17 protein-coding genes are annotated in these 17,194 nt (G+C 69.2%); 7 read left to right on the top strand and 10 right to left on the bottom strand.

Annotation, left to right across the window (positions count from 1 at the left end):
* Positions 1-8 precede the first annotated feature (8 nt).
* The gene (locus tag AC1RGU_RS12715; protein WP_492699294.1) at positions 9-578 is read right to left on the bottom strand and encodes a nucleotidyltransferase family protein; all 570 of its coding nucleotides are present in this window, start codon (positions 576-578) and stop codon (positions 9-11) included.
* Positions 579-607: 29 nt separating this feature from the next.
* On the opposite strand from AC1RGU_RS12715, the gene pdxH reads away from it, so the two are divergent.
* The gene (gene pdxH, locus AC1RGU_RS12710) at positions 608-1,264 is read left to right on the top strand and encodes a pyridoxamine 5'-phosphate oxidase (protein ID WP_062480157.1); all 657 of its coding nucleotides are present in this window, start codon (positions 608-610) and stop codon (positions 1,262-1,264) included.
* 7 nt (positions 1,265-1,271) lie between these two features.
* On the opposite strand, the gene AC1RGU_RS12705 is transcribed toward pdxH, so the two are convergent.
* From AC1RGU_RS12705 to msrA, 6 genes are all read right to left on the bottom strand, one after another.
* On the bottom strand, positions 1,272-2,495 hold the full coding sequence (locus tag AC1RGU_RS12705) for an OmpA family protein (protein WP_492699292.1): 1,224 nt from the start codon (positions 2,493-2,495) through the stop codon (positions 1,272-1,274).
* The gene (locus AC1RGU_RS12700; protein WP_492699290.1) at positions 2,495-2,878 is read right to left on the bottom strand and encodes a hypothetical protein; all 384 of its coding nucleotides are present in this window, start codon (positions 2,876-2,878) and stop codon (positions 2,495-2,497) included. The genes AC1RGU_RS12705 and AC1RGU_RS12700 overlap by 1 nt, the downstream gene beginning before the upstream one ends.
* Before the next feature lie 133 nt (positions 2,879-3,011).
* Positions 3,012-3,962: an AEC family transporter gene (locus tag AC1RGU_RS12695; protein WP_492699288.1), complete on the bottom strand. Its 951-nt coding sequence runs from the start codon at positions 3,960-3,962 to the stop codon at positions 3,012-3,014.
* Between the two features lie 43 nt (positions 3,963-4,005).
* The gene (locus AC1RGU_RS12690) at positions 4,006-6,102 is read right to left on the bottom strand and encodes a TonB-dependent receptor (protein ID WP_492699286.1); all 2,097 of its coding nucleotides are present in this window, start codon (positions 6,100-6,102) and stop codon (positions 4,006-4,008) included.
* 83 nt (positions 6,103-6,185) lie between these two features.
* Complete coding sequence (locus tag AC1RGU_RS12685; protein ID WP_492699284.1) at positions 6,186-6,581, bottom strand: hypothetical protein; 396 nt, start codon at positions 6,579-6,581, stop codon at positions 6,186-6,188.
* A 19-nt stretch (positions 6,582-6,600) separates the two neighbouring features.
* Positions 6,601-7,152 carry a peptide-methionine (S)-S-oxide reductase MsrA gene (gene msrA, locus AC1RGU_RS12680; RefSeq protein WP_492699282.1) on the bottom strand — a complete coding sequence of 184 codons (552 nt, stop codon included), beginning with the start codon at positions 7,150-7,152 and terminating at the stop codon, positions 6,601-6,603.
* 103 nt (positions 7,153-7,255) lie between these two features.
* Between msrA and AC1RGU_RS12675 the strand changes: the two genes are divergently transcribed.
* From AC1RGU_RS12675 to AC1RGU_RS12660, 4 genes are all read left to right on the top strand, one after another.
* On the top strand, positions 7,256-7,933 hold the full coding sequence (locus AC1RGU_RS12675) for a TetR/AcrR family transcriptional regulator (protein ID WP_487848212.1): 678 nt from the start codon (positions 7,256-7,258) through the stop codon (positions 7,931-7,933).
* A gap of 94 nt (positions 7,934-8,027) precedes the next feature.
* Positions 8,028-8,705, top strand: coding sequence for a protein-L-isoaspartate O-methyltransferase family protein (locus AC1RGU_RS12670; protein WP_062469799.1), 678 nt, complete (start codon positions 8,028-8,030; stop codon positions 8,703-8,705).
* Positions 8,706-8,721: 16 nt separating this feature from the next.
* Positions 8,722-9,075, top strand: a complete 354-nt coding sequence (locus AC1RGU_RS12665) for a rhodanese-like domain-containing protein (protein WP_070062458.1) — start codon at positions 8,722-8,724, stop codon at positions 9,073-9,075.
* A gap of 24 nt (positions 9,076-9,099) precedes the next feature.
* Positions 9,100-10,629 (top strand): TolC family outer membrane protein, encoded by a 1,530-nt coding sequence (locus tag AC1RGU_RS12660; RefSeq protein WP_492699280.1) that lies wholly within the window; start codon positions 9,100-9,102, stop codon positions 10,627-10,629.
* Positions 10,630-10,695: 66 nt separating this feature from the next.
* Here the strand turns inward: AC1RGU_RS12660 and AC1RGU_RS12655 are convergent, their stop codons facing one another.
* The 3 genes from AC1RGU_RS12655 to AC1RGU_RS12645 all read right to left on the bottom strand — a co-directional run bounded on the left by AC1RGU_RS12655 (position 10,696) and on the right by AC1RGU_RS12645 (position 14,971).
* Positions 10,696-12,012 (bottom strand): PDDEXK-like family protein, encoded by a 1,317-nt coding sequence (locus AC1RGU_RS12655; protein ID WP_492699278.1) that lies wholly within the window; start codon positions 12,010-12,012, stop codon positions 10,696-10,698.
* 177 nt (positions 12,013-12,189) lie between these two features.
* On the bottom strand, positions 12,190-13,581 hold the full coding sequence (locus AC1RGU_RS12650) for a 3-deoxy-D-manno-octulosonic acid transferase (protein ID WP_492699276.1): 1,392 nt from the start codon (positions 13,579-13,581) through the stop codon (positions 12,190-12,192).
* A gap of 7 nt (positions 13,582-13,588) precedes the next feature.
* Positions 13,589-14,971, bottom strand: a complete 1,383-nt coding sequence (locus AC1RGU_RS12645; protein ID WP_492699274.1) for a phosphomannomutase/phosphoglucomutase — start codon at positions 14,969-14,971, stop codon at positions 13,589-13,591.
* A gap of 110 nt (positions 14,972-15,081) precedes the next feature.
* Here AC1RGU_RS12645 and AC1RGU_RS12640 point away from each other — a divergent pair, with 110 nt between their 5' ends.
* Positions 15,082-16,686, top strand: a complete 1,605-nt coding sequence (locus tag AC1RGU_RS12640; protein WP_492699272.1) for a DNA-3-methyladenine glycosylase 2 family protein — start codon at positions 15,082-15,084, stop codon at positions 16,684-16,686.
* Positions 16,683-17,180 carry a methylated-DNA--[protein]-cysteine S-methyltransferase gene (locus AC1RGU_RS12635; RefSeq protein ID WP_307696046.1) on the top strand — a complete coding sequence of 166 codons (498 nt, stop codon included), beginning with the start codon at positions 16,683-16,685 and terminating at the stop codon, positions 17,178-17,180. The genes AC1RGU_RS12640 and AC1RGU_RS12635 overlap by 4 nt, the downstream gene beginning before the upstream one ends.
* Positions 17,181-17,194: the final 14 nt, after the last annotated feature.

Genomic DNA, 17,194 nt, shown 5'->3' with positions numbered 1-17,194 from the left:
GTGAGCGGTCAGGCGCCCGCGCGCGCCTGCCAGAGCGCCTCGGCCCGCGCCAGGGCCTCGGGCGTGTCGATGTCGGTCACGACGCCGGCATCGTCCACGGCCAGGTCGACGACCGAATCGATCGCACGCATCGCCCGCAGGACGGACGATGCGCCCAGGTTCCCCTCCAGCGCCGCCAGCTGCGCCCAGCAGCCCGCCGCAAAGCCCACCGGATGCCCGCGCTCGCCCCGGTACTCCGGCTGCACGGCATTCACCCGCCCGCCGAGCGCGGCGGCCACCGCCCGCAGCGTCGCGGCCTGCACCAGCGGCAGGTCGCCCGGCAGGATCAGCCAGCCCGCCGCGTGGGGCGTGGCGCGCACCGCGGCGGCAATCGAATCGCCCATGCCGGGGTGCCCCGCGTCTTCCAGGTGCCACGGCAGGCCGCTCGCGCGCACCGCGTCGAGCGTGCGCTCGAGCACCGGCCGGCCCGCGAGCAGCGCCTTCAGCTTGGAACCCGTGCCGCCGGCCGCGATGAAACGCTCGCCACGGCCCGAGGCCAGCACGATCACGGTCGGGGAGTTCGCCTCTGTCGTCGTCATGGGCCGAGTATGTGCGCAACAATCCCGGCATGACTTCTTCTCCTCTTTCCAAGGACGCGCTGGCCGCGCTGCGCAAGAGCTACGAGCGCGCCGAGCTCGACGAGACCCGCAGCGCCGCCGACCCGATCCAGCAGTTCGAGCGCTGGCTCACCGAGGCCGTCGACGCGCACATCCCCGAGCCCAACGCGATGACGCTGAGCACCGTGGGCAGCGACCTGCGGCCGTCCAGCCGCATCGTGCTGATCAAGGGCTACGACGCGCGCGGCATCGTCTGGTACACCAACTACGACAGCCGCAAGGGCCGCGAGCTGTCGGGCAACCCGTATGCCTCGCTGCAGTTCCACTGGGTCGAGCTGGAGCGCGTGGTGCGCATCGAGGGCCGCGTGGAACGCGTCAGCGCCGAGGAGAGCGACGCCTACTACGCCAGCCGCCCGCTCGATTCACGCATCGGCGCCTGGGCCAGCCCGCAGAGCGAAGTGATCAGCGGACGCGACGTGCTGGTGAAGAACGCCGCCGTGTACGCCGCCAAGCACCTGCTCTCGCCGCCGCGCCCGCCGCACTGGGGCGGCTTCCGTCTGGTGCCCGACCGCTGGGAGTTCTGGCAGGGCCGCAAGAGCCGGCTGCACGACCGGCTGCGCTACCGGCTCGAAGGTGCCGATTGGGTGCGCGAACGGCTCGCGCCCTGAGCCTGGCTCAGGCCTCGCAACCAGCAACCTTGAATTCGACGCGCCGGTCCAGCGCGTCGCTCGCATCGTCGGCGCCCGTGCCGACGATGTTCTCGCGAAAGCCCATGCCGGCTTCGCGCAGCTTCTTCGACAGCGGCGGCGCCTCGCCCACCAGCCGCGCCTTGACGCTGGTGGCGCGCTGCAGCGACAGCCGCTCGTTGACCGCCTCCGAGCCCGTGCGGCTCGTGTGGCCCGTGACCACCACGCACGACTCGATCTGCGCCGCCTGCCGCGCGATCTGGCGCAGCCACATCGGGTAGGCCGCGCTGATCTTCGGGTCGGCCAGGAAGTCGGTCGAGCCCGGCTTGAACAGGAACTTGACGCTCAGGTTGTTGCTCTCGAGCCCCAGCCGCGCCAGCGTGCCGAAGGTGCGCTCGGCATCGGCCGTGCGGCCCAGCTGCGACTGCGTGAGGTACAGCCCGCTGTAGATGCGCAGCTGCTGGCCGTCGGCGCGTTTCGACGCGGCCTCGTAGCGGCTCAGGGCCTCGCTCATGCGGCCGGCCTCGTAGGCGGCGGTGGCCTCCTGCAGCACCGTGGCGGTCGGCAGGCGCTCCAGGTAGAGCGCGTCGGCGGCCTGCCCGGCCGGCGTCTCGGCGGTGCGGATGTAGCCTTCCACGCCGCGGTCCTTGCCGTTCACGGGGCTGTCGCGGAAGAAGGCGGTGGGCCGCGTGTCGAGCGAGGCATCGCTGATGCGCGCCACCGACTGCGCGATCACCATGCCGCTCTTGATCTCGGTCATGGCGAGGTTCAGCCGGTACGGCGCGCCCGAGGCGTCCTTGTCGCGCACCAGCGTGCCGTTGAGCACGTACTGCGCGTTGCCGATCTCGTTGGCGTTGAACGGCGTCACGGTGAACTGCTTGAACTGCGCCTGCATGCGCTGCACGATGCGCTGCTCGGCCACGCGCGTCACCTCGGTCTGCTGGCCGCTGGCGCCTTCGAGCAGCGGGTCGATCACGATGCGCCGCTGCGTCAGCGTCGACTCCACCTTGGCCAGGAAGGCCGGCAGTTTCTGGGTCTGCACCATGAGGTCGTCGACCGCCTGGGTGACGGCCTGGTCGAAGGGCATGGCGCTGCTGGGCGCGGGGCGGTGCGCGCAGGCGACGGCCAGCAGCGCGGCGGTGCACAGCGCCAGCACGCGCCACAGGGTGCGGGGCGCGGCGGTGTTCGCTGTGTTCGTGTGGGTCGTGGTCATCAGCACTGGCTCCTCAAAATGGTCATGTCCTGGTCCGACAGCGGCTCGCCCACGGCGGCGCGCATGTTGATCTCGCTGCAGCGTTTCGATGGCGCAGGGCGCCGCTCGGCCGGTTCGCGATGCACCTCGGGCGCCGGGGCCGGCGCTGCGGTGGCGGTGATCTGCGGGCGTGGCTTCGGCGCCGGCCGCACGACGGCGGGCTTGGGCTCCACCTCCTTGGCCTGCGGCGCCTCGGCCGGCACCGGAACGGCCAGGCACGGCGTGCGGCATGGCTTGGCCTCGCCCGCCGCATGCGCGCGCGCGCCGTGCAGCGCGATCACCGTCGCGACCACCGCCGTCACTGCAAGGGCAAGGGGCGAAACACGCGCCGGGTAGATCGTCATCAGCCGGCAAATGTAGGGGCGCGAACGCCGCTCGCCAGCCCACCAAACGGCCACCCCTGCCAAACGGCATAGGGCTAGCGCTGTCGCCCAGTCGGGCAAAAGTTCGCGAAAGGCGCGGAAGAAATGGGGGCCGTCAGGGCAACCACTGCACCCAGGTCATCACCAGGGTGAGCGTGCCCAGCGCCAGCACGGTCGACACGGCGACGCTGGCCGTGACCATGTCTTCGGCACTGCGGTAGCGCTGCGAGAACAGGAACACGTTGGCGCCGATGGGCAGCGCCGCCGCCACCACCATCACGGTGAGCGGGATGCCGCGCACGCCCAGCAGCCAGCCGATGAGCGCCACCAGCAGCGGGTGCACGAGGTTCTTCACCAGCGCCTGCACCAGCGCGCCGCGCCAGTGGCGCCCGATGGGCGTGAGCGCGAGCGTGATGCCCACCATCACCAGCGCGACCGGCCCGAAGGCCTGGCCCAGCAGCTGGATCGGCTTGTCGATCACCTCGGGCATCACGAGCCCCGTCTGCGCGAACAGCAGGCCCGCGATGATGGGTAGCGGCACCGGATGGATGATGGCGTTGCGCAGCGCGCGCCCCACGGTGCGCGCCATGGAGCGCCGGTCGGCGCCGCTCACCGCCGCGTGCTCGCGCGCCACGGCCAGCTCGAGCACCACGGTGGCGCTGGTCATGAGCACGAGCGAATGCAGCGAGATCAACGTGAGCAGCACCACCATGCCGGGCTCGCCGTAGGCCAGGCCGATCAGCGCGATGCCGATCATCACGGTGTTGCTGTAGGTGTTGGCCAGCGCGAGCACCGCGCCCGTGCGGTTGAAGCCGCGCCACGCGAGCGTGGCCGCGAACAGCAGGCCCGAGGCGATGAAGTACGCCGCCACGGGCTTCAGGCTCAGCTGCTGCACGTGCACCGTGCTCATGGCGCGGAACAGCAGCGCGGGCGCGAGCAGCAGGAAGATGAGGTTCGACAGGTCTTTCACCGCATTGCCGCCGATCCACCGGCGCCGTCCGGCGAGATAGCCGGCGGCAATGAGGAGAACGACGGGCAGCAAGGAAGAAATGACGAACGAATTCACCCGGCGAGGATAGCGCGCGCCCGTCGCTCAAGAGGTCGGAACGTCAGAACGTGACGCGCAGGCCCACCTTCAGCGAACGCCCCGGCAGCGGCGCCTTCGGGAACACCGTGGTCGTCAGGATCGAGGTCGGCGTGTAGGCCAGCGTGTTCCCGATGTTGTCCATGCGCGCGTACCAGGTGAGGTTGGCGCGCTGCACCTTCATGCGGTAGCTGATGGACGCGTTCCACAGCGTGTACGCGTCCGTCTCGCGCGCGCCCACGCTCGGCACCCGGCGCTGCGCCGCGTTGTAGTCGAAGCCGACGCGCGCGGTCCACGGCCCGTTGCCGTAGGCCAGCGTGGCGCCCAGGCGCAGCGGCGCGATGCGCGGCAGCGGCTCGCCAGTGTCGAGGTTTTTCGCGCGCACGATGTCGCCGCGCCATTCGAGGTCGAGCGTGCCCGCGTCGGCCATGCGCGCGAAGCCGTCGGCGCCCAGCAGCCGCAGGTTGCCGTTGGCCTCGATGCCGGTGAAGCGCGCGCGCATGCCGCCGTAGCGGTACTCGGCCAGCGTGTCGGTGGCTTCGGGGTCGGTGACGACCTGCCCTTCCTCGTCGAGCGTGCGGCCCGACGCGGTCAGGCCGATGTAGTTGCGAAAGCGCGTGACGTACGCGTTCACGCGGGCCGTGTTCGGGCCCGACTTCCACTGCGCGCCCAGGTCGAAGCCGGTGGACTTTTCCTTGCCCAGGTTCGGGTCGCCCACCTCCCACGCCGCCGTGGCCACGTGCGGGCCATTGGCGAGCAGCTCGTAGTCCTTCGGTGCGCGCTCGGTGTAGGCCAGGTTCGAGGTCAGCTGCCACTGGGGCGTGAGGTTGACCAGCGCGCCGAACGCCGCGCTGTGCGGATTGAAGCTGCGCTCGCCGATGGCGAAGCGCGTCACCGACAGGTCGTCGGGGTAGCCCAGCGAGCGCACCGTGACCTTCTCGGTGCGCGCGCCGAAGCTCAGGCGACCCCACGAGGTGCCGAGCTCTTCGTGCAGGAACAGCGCGTTGGAGCGCGTGCGGCTGTGCGGCGCGAAGGCCTCCGAGCCGTCGGCGGCGAAGCGGTTGGTCTCGCGGCTGAAGCCGACCAGGCCTTCGAGGTTGCCGATCTTTTCGTGCCGCGCCTCGATGCGCAGGTCGTTGCTCAGGTTCGAGAAGGTGGTGCCGGCCTCGCGGCCCTCGAACTCGGTGTGGCGGTAGTCGGTGCGGCTCACCTTCGCGTGGATGCTGCGGATGAAGCCGCCCGGGCGCCACTCGCCTTCCAGCGCGTAGCGGTCGGACTTCATGCCGATGGTCACCTCGTCCTCGGCCACGGTGCCGTAGTTGCTGCGGTAGGTGCTGGCCGAGGCGCCGATCCAGCCCTGGCCGAAGAACAGCGTGCCGCCGACCGCGCCGCCGTGCGCCTCGTTCTGCGAGTTGCAGATGCGGCGCGCGAGCGACAGGCGCCCGGGCTTGCTGCATTCGAGGTCGACCGGCACCGCCACGTCCTTCGAATCGCGGTTGAAGGCGTCGACGTGCAAGGCGAAGCGGTCGTTGCCGCCTTCGAGCAGCACGCCGCCGCTCTTTTCCTTGTTGCCGCTGGCGTAGCCCAGCTCGGCACGGCCGCCGAAGCCGTTGATGGGCTCTGTGGGGATGCGGTTGTCGATCACATTGACCACGCCGCCCACGGCGCTGCCGCCGTACTGCAGCGCCGAGGGGCCGCGCAGCACCTCGATGCGCTCGGTCACCAGCGCATCGACGGGCACCGCGTGGTCGTAGCTCAGCGCCGAGGCGTCGGGCGCGCCGCCGCCGTTCTGCAGGATGCGGATGCGGTCGCCGTCCTGGCCGCGGATGCTGGGGCGGCTGGCGTTGGGGCCGAAGTAGCTGCTGCTCACGCCGGGCAGGTTGTTCAGCGTTTCGCCCAGCGTCGATTCGGAGCGCAGCAGCAGCTGGTCGCCCGACAGCGAGGTGGTCGGCGCGATCAGGTCGCTCGCGCCCAGCGGGTTGCCGGTGACGGTGACCTCGCGCAGGCTGGCGGTGTCAGCGGCCTGGGCCGCGGCGGTGTCGGCGGTCTGGGCCAGGCTCGCCACCGAGGCGAGCGAAAGAACGGCAGCGCCGATGGCGTTGCGACGGAATTGGGGGGTCATGAAGAAGGAACACTCGTTGAATCGGGGAACGACCGGCCGCCCTCACCCGCCCGAAGGGGTGCGGCAACCGGAACACGGGGGATTCAGCGAGTGGACGGCGGGCCGCGCGCGTCGAAGAGCGCGACCCAGCGGGCGATGGCTTCGCCCTGCAGATAAGCAAACGTGGCTGCCGGCAGCAGCATCGGCAGCACCACCAGCGGCACGCCGGGCACGCCCGTGCCGTGCGCGAGCTGGTCGTACAGGCGGCAGTCGGCGTCGTCGTGCACGCCGAACAGGCTGGCCAGCGTGTGGCCGCTGTCGTGCCGGTGCGCGACCTGTGCCTTCGCCGCCGCAGCAGCGGCGGGCAGGCCCGGCACGTGCAGCGAACGGTGCATGAGCCCCATCGTGCCCGCGAACCAGAGCGCGAACGCCAGCGCGACGACGAGCGCGCGGGTGGCGCGCGTCGTGCGGGTCGGGGTCTGGCGCAGGGTGGCGGACACGGGGCGTGAAAGAAGAGGCTCAGGCCTTGACGCGCGAAGCGAAGGTCTTCTGGAACTTCTCGACCTTCGGGCCAACCACGAACGCGCAGTAGCCCTGGTTCGGGTGGTTCAGGAAGTAGTCCTGGTGGTAGGCCTCGGCCGTCGAGTAGTTGGCCAGCGGTGCCACTTCGGTCACCACGGGCGAGCTGTAGGTCTTGCTGGCCTCGATCTCGCGGATGACGGACTCGGCCACTTCTTTCTGGGCGTCGCTCGTGGTGTAGATGCCGCTGCGGTACTGGGTGCCGACGTCGTTGCCCTGGCGGTTGAGCGTGGTGGGGTCGTGCACCACGAAGAAGATCTCGAGCAGCTCGCGCAGGCTGATCTGCGCCGGGTCGAATTCGAGCTTCACGACCTCGGCATGGCCGGTGCGGCCGGTGCAGATCTGCTCGTAGCTCGGGTTCAGGGTCTGGCCGTTGCTGTAACCCGATTCGACGTCCAGCACGCCCTGCACCCGGTCGAACACCGCCTCGGTGCACCAGAAGCAGCCTCCGCCGAGCACGATGGTTTCGGTGGGCGACGGTGAGGAAGACATGGCGCGGCTCCGGGTGGGTTGGAAAAAGCGGGGACCGGTATTGTCGCGGCTTGACGGGCCGGATGCCGGTCACTACATTACTAACCCGTCAGTCATTAACACCATGGCCTCCCCCCGTTCCCTCGTCGACAAGTTCTGCCCGCTGCCGTCCAAGCGCGAGCGGCGCAAGGAGGCGCGTCCGGGCGAGCTGCTGGCGGCGGCGCTCGACCTGTTCGTCGAGAAGGGCTTTGCCGCCACCCGCTCGGAAGAAGTGGCGGCCCGCGCCGGCGTGTCCAAGGGCACCCTCTTTCTTTACTTTCCGAGCAAGGAAGAGCTGTTCAAGGCCGTGGTGATCGAAAACCTCGGCGGCCGTTTCACAGAGTGGAACGCCGAGTTCGAGGCCTTCGAGGGCACGACGGCCGAGATGCTGCGCTATTGCATGAACGTCTGGTGGGAGCGCGTCGGCCTGACCAAAGCCTCGGGCCTGACCAAGCTGATGATGAGCGAAGGCGGCAACTTTCCCGAGCTGGCGGAGTTCTACCGCGAGCAGGTGGTGCGCCCGGGCCACGAGCTGCTGCGGCGCATCCTGCAGCGCGGCATCGACCGCGGCGAGTTCGTGCAAATGGACATCGACCACGCCATCTATTCGGTGGTCGCCCCCATGGTGTTCCTCATGCTCTGGAAGCATTCGGCCATGGTCTGCGTCGACGGCGTGAGCACGCTCGACCCCGAAAAATTCATCGCCACCCAGTGCGAAACCGTGCTCCACGGCCTGTGCGTGCGCCCCGGGAGCCCCGCATGACGGCCATCGGATGGCCGACTGGCGCGGTGGCGTCATCGACGCGACCTAAAATTGAAGGTTTGTCCCGTCCAGAGCCTTCAAGGAAAGCCACGCCATGAACCCCACGCCCACCCTCGAGCGCTTGCGCTTCAACATGATCGAACAGCAGATCCGTCCCTGGGACGTGCTGGAGTCGGACATCCTCGAGCTGCTGGCCGAGATTCACCGCGAAGACTACGTGCCCGACGCGCACCGCACGCTGTCCTTCTTCGACATGGAACTGCCGCTGCTCGACGGCTCGGTGCCCGGCGAATTCATGCTGTCGCCCAAGGTCGAGGCCCGCACCCTGCAGGACCTGCACATCCAGAAGCACGAATCGGTGCTCGAGATCGGCACCGGCTCCGGCTTCATGGCCGCCCTGCTCGGCGCCCGCGCGGCCCAGGTGCTGTCGCTCGAGATCAACCCCGTGCTGGCCGCCCGCGCCGCCGAGACGCTGCGCAGCAACGGCGTGACGAACGTCGAAGTGCGCCACGCCGACGGCGCCGTGCCCCTGGCCAGCGGCCCGAGCTTCGATGTGATCGTGCTCAGCGGCTCGGTCGCGCGCATTCCGCAGAACCTGCTCGGTTCGCTCAAGGTCGGCGGCCGCCTGTCGGCCATCGTCGGCGACGAGCCCATGATGCGCGCCCATTTCGTGACCCGCACCAGCGAAAGCAAGTGGGAGACGATCCAGCCCTGGGACACCGTGGCACCGCGCCTGCTGAACTTCCCCGAGCCCTCGCGCTTCGCGTTCTGATCGAGCGGCCCACCGAATGATCGATCAAGTCCGCCCCGCCGACCTGGCCGCCTGGTTCGCACAGGACGCCGATGCCGCCCCCGTGCTGCTCGACGTGCGCGAGCCCTGGGAGCTGCAGACGGCGAGCGTCGCGCCGCAGGGCTTCACGCTGGTCGCGATCCCGATGAACGAGATCCCCGGCCGGCTGGCCGAACTCGCCGCCGGCGACGGACAGCCCGCGCCGCGCATCGCCTGCCTGTGCCACCACGGCGCCCGCAGCCAGCGCGTGGCCGCTTTTCTGCACCAGAACGGCTTTGACTCGCTCGCCAACGTGGCGGGGGGCATCGACGCCTGGTCCGCGCAGCACGACCCGAGCGTGCCGCGCTACTGATTCTTTCCCTCCCAAGGACGTTCAATGCCTCCCAGGCCCCGGCTTCTGCCTCTTTCCGCAGCCCTCGCAAGCGCCATTGCGAGCCTGCTCGCACTGCCGGCCCAGGGCCAGACACTGAACGAACTCTACGATTCCGCGCGCGGCTTCGACGCCACCTACCAGGGCGCGCGGGCCCAGTACGAGGCCAACCTGGCGCGCGCCGCGCAGGCCAAGGCCGGCATCCTGCCGGCCGTCGGGCTCACCGCGGGCGTGAACCGCAGCAACCTGGACATCGACACCCTGACCGGCACCGGCCGCGGCAGCAGCGCCTCGCGCGACTTCACCACGCAGAACGTCGGCATCAATGCCACGCAGCCGCTGTACCGCCCCGCCAACTGGGCCACCTACGAGCAGGGCAAGCGCCAGGCCGAAGTGGCGCAAGCGGTGCTCACCATCGCCGAACAAGACCTCATCGTGCGCGTGAGCCAGGCCTACTTCGACGTGCTCGCCAGCCAGGACAGCCTGGCCCTGGTGCGCGCGCAGAAGGTCGCCGTGGCCGAGCAGCTGGCATCGGCCAAGCGCAATTTCGAGGTCGGCACCTCCACCATCACCGACTCGCGCGAGGCCCAGGCCCGCTACGACCTCGTGATTGCCCAGGAAATCGCCGCCGAGAACGACCTGCAGGTCAAGAAGGTGGTGCTCGACCAGCTGGTCGGCCGCCCGGGCAGCGTGCCCGTGCCGCTGGCCGCGCCGGTCGTGCTGCCGACCGCGCAGCCCGCCGACATCAACGCCTGGGTGGCGCAGGCCGACGAGGTGCATCCGGCGATCCGCCAGGCGCGCCTGGGCCTGGACGTGGCCGGGCTCGAAGTGCAGAAGGCGCAGGCCGGCCACAAGCCCACGCTGGACGCCAACCTGGGCTACAACGTCACGCGCAACCCGACCGGCACCAGCACCAGCACGGTGGGCACGCGCGTCAATGCCGCCACGGTCGGCGTCACCTTCAACCTGCCGCTGTTCGCGGGCTTTGCCACCGAGAACCGCATCAAGGAAACGTTGGCCCTCGAAGACCAATCGCGCAGCGTGCTCGAGGGCACGCGCCGCAGCGTGGCGCAGGCCACGCGCGCGGCCTACCTCGGGCTGGTGTCGGGTGCGGGGCAGGTGAAGGCGCTCGAAGCGGCCGAATCCTCCAGCCAGAGCGCGCTCGACGCCAACAAGCTGGGCTACCAGGTGGGCGTGCGCATCAACATCGACGTGCTCAACTCGCAGAGCCAGCTGTTCCAGACCAAGCGCGACCTCGCGCAGGCGCGCTACAACGTGCTGCTGGGCAACCTGAAGCTGCGCCAGGCCAACGGCACGCTGACGACCGACGACATGAACGCGATCAACGCGACGCTGGCACGCAACGGCAGCACGCCTGCGGTGCCTGCCGCGACGACGGGTGCGCCCGTGGTGCCCGTGACGCCGCCGGCCATTCCGGTGGTGCCGCCGGTGCCGGTGCAGCCGTTCAACCCGCCCGCGCCGACGATGCCGTCGGCACCGCCGCCGCCGCCGGTCATCAACCCAACCGGGCGCTAACAACCGCCCGTGAACTATCTGGGGCTAGGCTGGAACAGGGGTACCCCAATCCCGATGCCCCGGTGTTCAGTGCAAAGTCGACAGCGACGTTGACAACTGCGATGCCAGCGCCACCGCCCTCTTCAGCGCAGCACTCTCGTCGAGGTCGCGCGCGATCACCATTCGCCGTACTATCGCCGTGTCGAATCGCGTGAGGCCAGGCAATTGCTTTTCGAAGTGGCGACGCAGGTCAGCTTCATCGCCATGGGCGTCGTCGAAGGACGCCCGACGCCAGACTGCGCGCAACGTATAGCGCGGTTTGTCATCGTCACTCTTGGGTTGCCGATAGATGTTGATTGACAATGCCCACCAGGGGCTGTCGTCGACAGTCAATTCGGCGATATCAGGTGTGGCGAACTGCAACCAAGTGCGTCCATTGTCCATATCCTCGGGGGTAAGCGAGAGAGACTTACGAATCTTGCGCTGCAGCGAAGCGATGCCCAAACTGCGCGTCAGGAGCGTGCACAAGCGAAGGTGCTGTGCTCGGAAAAGAGTCAATTCGCCACTCAGGCCTTCCAGTGTCTTTGGCGTCCATTTCGGCACAGTCTGATCGCGCAGTTCGCGTAGTGCCGCAATCACCTGCGGATGCTTGCCGGCCATATCTCCAGCCAACTCAGAAAGACGTGCTTCCGCCGGACTTTCCCAGTCGGTCTGCTTCTGGCAATAGGCCACCAGCAATTGCGCAGCCTGGTTGTTGCGCGCAACCTGCAGCCTCGCTCGTCGAGCCGACGCCTCCAGCCACGAATAGTCGAGTAGCACCCAACGCTTGCCAAGTGCCTCAAGGTCATCATCCGCGTACCAGCTTAACTCTCGGTCTAACACGATATAGGCAAACTCGTAGTCACTGAAGATCGGCCGCCCGCCGATCTCTGTATTCACTGCCTTCTGATAGCGCGCAAGCTGCGCTTCCGTCAGTTGCGAGCCGACCTTGTTTTCGATTGCGATTAGCAGTTTGTTCAGAGGATCGACTAGAAACAGATCGAGTCGACCGGCGCGCTTGTCGCCGTGGTCCGGGTCGCTCACCTTGATCGCAAACTCACGCGTGACGAAGGCTGAACCGAAGCTCGAGACGCGGATGCGTCCGGGCGTCCACTTACGAAAGAACTTCTTGTTGTCGTAAATGGCCCCATCCGATGCGTGGTAGGCAGCCTCCAAGAAGTCCTTGATGACAGAGTCGCCCTGACCATGCCCTTCATCTGGCGTCAAACACCATGCCAGCATGTCCGAATGCTGGTTTTCAGTCAGGGTGACAACATCGAGGATGTCATCCGACACTTTGGCCTGCTCGATCAATTCGATCAGCTCGGGGTCAGACAAGAATGAGTAAAGATCGTCGGCTTCCATCCAAGTGCGTTGGCCAGTTATTGGCCGCTCCCTACGGGGGATGCTAACGTACTAGCTTGAATTGAAGCTATTGCCGCAAACGTGATGCAGAAGCAGTCCCGATTTGGCATCGCGAGAAACGGAGGCCTCACGGAGGCCCGAGACAGGTGTCGATACACCTTTCCGACGGTCTGCGATTCAATCTAGGGTCGGTTCTGCACGCGACGGCTCACTACTGTTCAACGACACGGCGGCAGCTTCTGCTCCCACCGGCTCGGCCGCCTGCGCAATCGCCAGCACCGCCGCCGCCGTCCGTTCGGCTGCACCGCGGTTCGACGACGAAAACGCCAACGCGGCCTGCGCCATCGCGGCGCGGCGCTCGGGGTTCTCGACCAGCTTGAGCGCGGCCGTCACGGCCTGCTCCATGCCCTCGACGCGCAGCGACGCGCCCGCCGCCAGCGACAGCTGCGCCGCCTCGGCGAAGTTGAAGGTCGAGGGGCCCATGACCACCGGGCAGCCGCAGGCCGCCGGCTCGATGAGGTTCTGCCCGCCCAGCGGCTCGAAGCTGCCGCCGAGCAAGGCCACGTCGGCCAGGCCGTAGTACAGCGCCATTTCGCCCAGCGAATCGCCGAGCCAGATCTCGGCCTCGGCCGGCTGGCCGGCCGCGCTGCGGCGCGCCACCGCGAAGCCCTCGGCCTCGATGAGCGCCGCCACTTCGTCGAAACGCTGCGGATGGCGCGGCACGATCATCCATTGCACGTCGTGCACGCGCTTGGCGATCGAGCGGATCGCGCCCTGCTCGGGCGGCACCGGCGAGGTGGCGCCGAAGCGCTTGAGCACCTCGAGCAGCAGGCGTTCTTCCCCGTCGCGCGAGCTGGCCAGCACGACCATCGGGCGCGGCAGGTGTTCACGCAGCGACACGGCCGTGGCCAGTTGCCGCGCGTCGGGCGTGGCGTCGAACTTGAGGTTGCCGTAGATCCCGGCCACCTTGGCGCCCAGCGACACCAGCCGGTGCGCGTCGGCTTCGGTCTGCGCCCAGACGGCGGCGAGCGCCGAGTACGCCGGCCGCGCCAGCCCGCTGAGCCGTTCGGCCGCGGCGCGCGATTTCTCGTTGAGCCGCGCATTGGCCAGCACCAGCGGAATGCGGCGCTCGGCGCAAGCCGCGGCCATCTCGGGCCAGACCTCGGTTTCCATCAGCACGCCGATGCGCGGCTGGAAGCGGTCGAGAAAGCGGGCGACGGCGCCCGGCGTGTCCCACGGCTGCCAGACCTGCGTGTCGCCGGGCTCGAGCAGCTTGGCGCCCTCTTCGCGGCCCGTGGCAGTGCCGTGCGTGAGCAGGATCGGAATGCCCGGGTACTGGCGCCGCAGCTCGGCGATCAGGATGGCGGCGGCGCGCGTCTCGCCCAGCGAGACGGCGTGCACCCAGCACTGGGCAAAGCCGGTGGTGGCCTCGTCGTAGTGGCCGAAGCGCTCCTCGACGGCCACGGCATAGCCGGGCTCGGCGACGGCGCGGCGGCGCAGCTTGCGGCGGACCAGCGGTTGGACGGCGGTGGTGAAGACGCCGTAGAGGCGAAGCAGCAGGGAACGCACAGGTTCTTCAGTGGGCAGCAGCGGCCAGCGTGGCGTCGGGCTTGACCGTTCGCAGCACCGCAAGCATCTCGGTCTCGATGCGTTGGAGCGCCGCCTCGGTCTGGCCTTCGAAGCGCAGCACCAGCACGGGGGTGGTATTGGAAGCGCGGATCAGCCCGAATCCATCGGGCCAGTCCACGCGCAGGCCGTCGATGGTCGAGACCTGGGCGGGCGCGTCGAAGCGCGCGTTCTGCACGAGCTGGGCGACCAGCGCGTGCGGCTCGCCTTCGGCGCAGGCGACGTTCAGTTCGGGGGTCGAGAAGCTGGTGGGCAGCGCATTCAGCACGGCGTTCGCGTCCGGGTGCTTGCTCAGGATCTCGAGCAGGCGGCAGCCGGCGTACGTGCCGTCATCGAAGCCGTACCAGCGCTCCTTGAAGAAGATGTGGCCGCTCATCTCGCCGCCCAGCGGCGAATCGATTTCCTTCATCTTCGCCTTGATGAGCGAGTGGCCGGTCTTGTAGATCATCGGCGTGCCGCCCGCGGCCTCGATGGCCGGCGCCAGGCGCTGCGAGCACTTCACGTCGTAGACGATGGTGCCGCCGGGCACGCGCGAGAGCACGTCCTGCGCAAAGAGCTGCATCTGGCGGTCGGGGAAGATGTTCTGGCCGTCCTTCGTGACGATGCCCAAACGGTCGCCGTCCCCGTCGAAAGCCAGGCCCAGCTCGGCCTGGCCCTTGGCCAGTTCGGCCATCAGGTCCCGGAGGTTGTCGGGCTTGCTCGGATCGGGGTGGTGGTTGGGGAAGTTGCCGTCGACCTCGCTGAACAGCTCGACCACGTCGCAACCGATGGCGCGGAAGATGGCCGGCGCGGTCGCGCCCGCGATGCCGTTGCCCGAGTCGACCACGATCTTCATGGGGCGTGCCAGCTTGATGTCGCCCACGATGCGCTGCACGTAGGCCTCGGTGACGTCGACCTTGCGCACGCTGCCGCCGGGCGCCAGCGTGGCGCTGCCGTCTTCCATGGTCTTGCGCAGGCCCTGGATCTCGTCGCCGTAGATCGCGCGGCCGGCCAGCACCATCTTGAAGCCGTTGTAGTCCTTCGGGTTGTGGCTGCCCGTGACCTGGATGCCGCTGGCGCACAGCGTGTGAGCCGCGAAATACAGCATCGGGGTCGTGACCGCGCCGATGTCGATCACCTCGACGCCGGTGGCGACCAGTCCGTCGATCAGCGCGTCCACCAGCGCCGGGCCCGACAGGCGCCCGTCGCGGCCCACGGCCACCGCGGTCTCGCCGGCTGCGCGGGCCGCGCTGCCGAAGGCACGGCCCAGCGCCTCGGCCACGTCGACATCGAGACTGAGGGGCACGACGCCGCGGATGTCATAGGCCTTGAAGATCGATGCGCTGAGCTGCATGAAGGGCGGGGTCACTGTTGGTTCGGAGTCGGGCATTGTAGGCAACGCGTTGTAGACATCGATGTCCGAAAACGGCCAGTTGAAACGAGTCGAAACCGTATCATTTCCCCATGTCTACCGCCCACGCCCCCTCCGAAGTGCTCGAGAGCGACGCCTGCTACCTGGCGATGAAGACGCACGACGCGCGCTTCGACGGCTCGTTCTTCACGGCCGTGACCTCCACCGGCATCTACTGCCGGCCGGTGTGCCGCGTGAAGCTGCCGCGGCGCGAGAACTGCCGTTTCTTCCGCCACGCGGCCCAGGCCGAGGCCGCAGGCTTTCGCCCCTGCCTGCGCTGCCGGCCCGAACTGGCGCCGCGCGCGGCCAGCTGGTCGACCGAAGATGCCTCGCGCATCCTGGCGCTGCAGGCGGCGCGGCTCATCGACGAGCCCGACGCCTGGTCCGAAGAAGGCCCCGGCGCGGCGCAGATCGCGGCGCGCCTGGGCGTGAGCGACCGCCACCTGCGGCGCATCTTCGAGGCGCAGTTCGGCGTGTCGCCGCTGCAGTACCTGCAGACGCGCCGCCTGCTGGCCGCCAAGCAGCTCATCGCCGACACGCGCCTGCCGATGACGCAGGTGGCGCTGGCCAGTGGCTTCGCGAGCGTGCGGCGCTTCAATGCGGCCTTCGTGGAGCACTACGGGCTCAACCCGAGCGCACTGCGCCGCGCGGGCGGCGCCGAAGGCGGTGAAGGCAAGGCCATCGAGGTGCGGCTGGGCTTTCGCCCGCCCTACGACGCGAACGCCATGCTCGGCTTCTTCGCACGGCGCGCGCTGCGCGGCGTCGAGACCGTGCACACCGCCGACGGCAAGGAGCCCGCCAAAGGCAGCACGCCGACTTATGTGCGGCTGGCGCGCACCCTGCGCGTCCAACAAGGCGGGCAGGCGCATGCCGGCTGGCTGCAGCTGCGCTTCGACCTCGAACGCGAGCAGGTGCTGCTGGCCGTGAGCGATTCGCTGGCCGCGGTGCTGCCCATCGTCATCAGCCGCGCACGCGCGCTGTTCGACCTCGACGCGGAGCCGATGGCCATCAACGCAGCGCTGCATGCCGCCTTTCCGCACGGCGACGGGCTGCGCGTGCCGGGCACGGTCGACGGCTTCGAGCTCGCGGTGCGCGCGGTGCTGGGCCAGCAGATCACCGTGGCGGCGGCGCGCACGCTGGGCTCGCGGCTGGTCGAGGCCTTCGGCGACCCGATCGACACGCCCATCGACGGCCTGACCCGCCTCTTCCCCACGCCCGCCGCGCTGGTAGCGGCCAGCGGCGATGCGCTCGGGCAGCTGGGCATCGTGCGCCAGCGGCAGGCCGCGCTGCAGGCCATCGCGCGCGAAGTGGCCTCGGGCCGGCTGGCGCTGCATGCGGGCGCCGACGTGCCCTCCACCCTCGCGGCGCTGCAGGAACTGCCCGGCATCGGCGCCTGGACCGCGCAGTACATCGCGATGCGCGCGCTGCGCTGGCCCGACGCCTTTCCCGCCGGCGACGTGGCGCTGCAGAAGGCGCTGGGCGTGACCACCGCGCGCGCCGCGGGCGAGGCCTCGCAGGCCTGGCGCCCCTGGCGCAGCTACGCGGTGCTGCGGGCCTGGCACACGCCGCCCGCGCCCTCCGAACCGGCATCGGCCGTAGCGCCGACCGCCACTTCTTCCGACCTCGCAACGGCAGGCCCCGTGCCTGAAAGACCATGAAATTCAAGCGCACCGTCATCTACACCTCGCACATCGACACGCCACTGGGCGGCGTCACGATGGCCGCCACCGACCAGGGCCTGGCCGGCGTCTGGTTCGACCACCAGCGCCACTGGCCCGACACCACGGGCTGGCAGACGAAGGATGACCACCCCGCATTGGTCGAGGCCGCCGCGCAGCTGCGCGACTACTTCGCGGGCCGCCGCAACCATTTCGACATGCAGCTCGACCTGTCGCACGGCACCGCCTTCCAGCAGGGCGTGTGGCAGGCGCTGCTGGCCATCCCGGCCGGCGAGACCACGACCTACGGCGCGCTGAGCCAGCGCGTGGGCAATCCGGCCGCGGTGCGCGCGGTCGGCGCGGCGGTCGGGCGCAACCCGATCAGCGTGATCGTGCCCTGCCACCGCGTGCTGGGTGCAGACGGCTCGCTGACCGGTTACGCTGGCGGGCTCGAGCGCAAGACGGCCTTGCTCGAACTCGAGACCGGCAAGTAAGACAGAAGAAAACA

Source organism: Variovorax sp. GW823-FHT02B07 (assembly GCF_058797695.1).
This window is presented reverse-complemented; position numbering and strand designations above follow the sequence as displayed.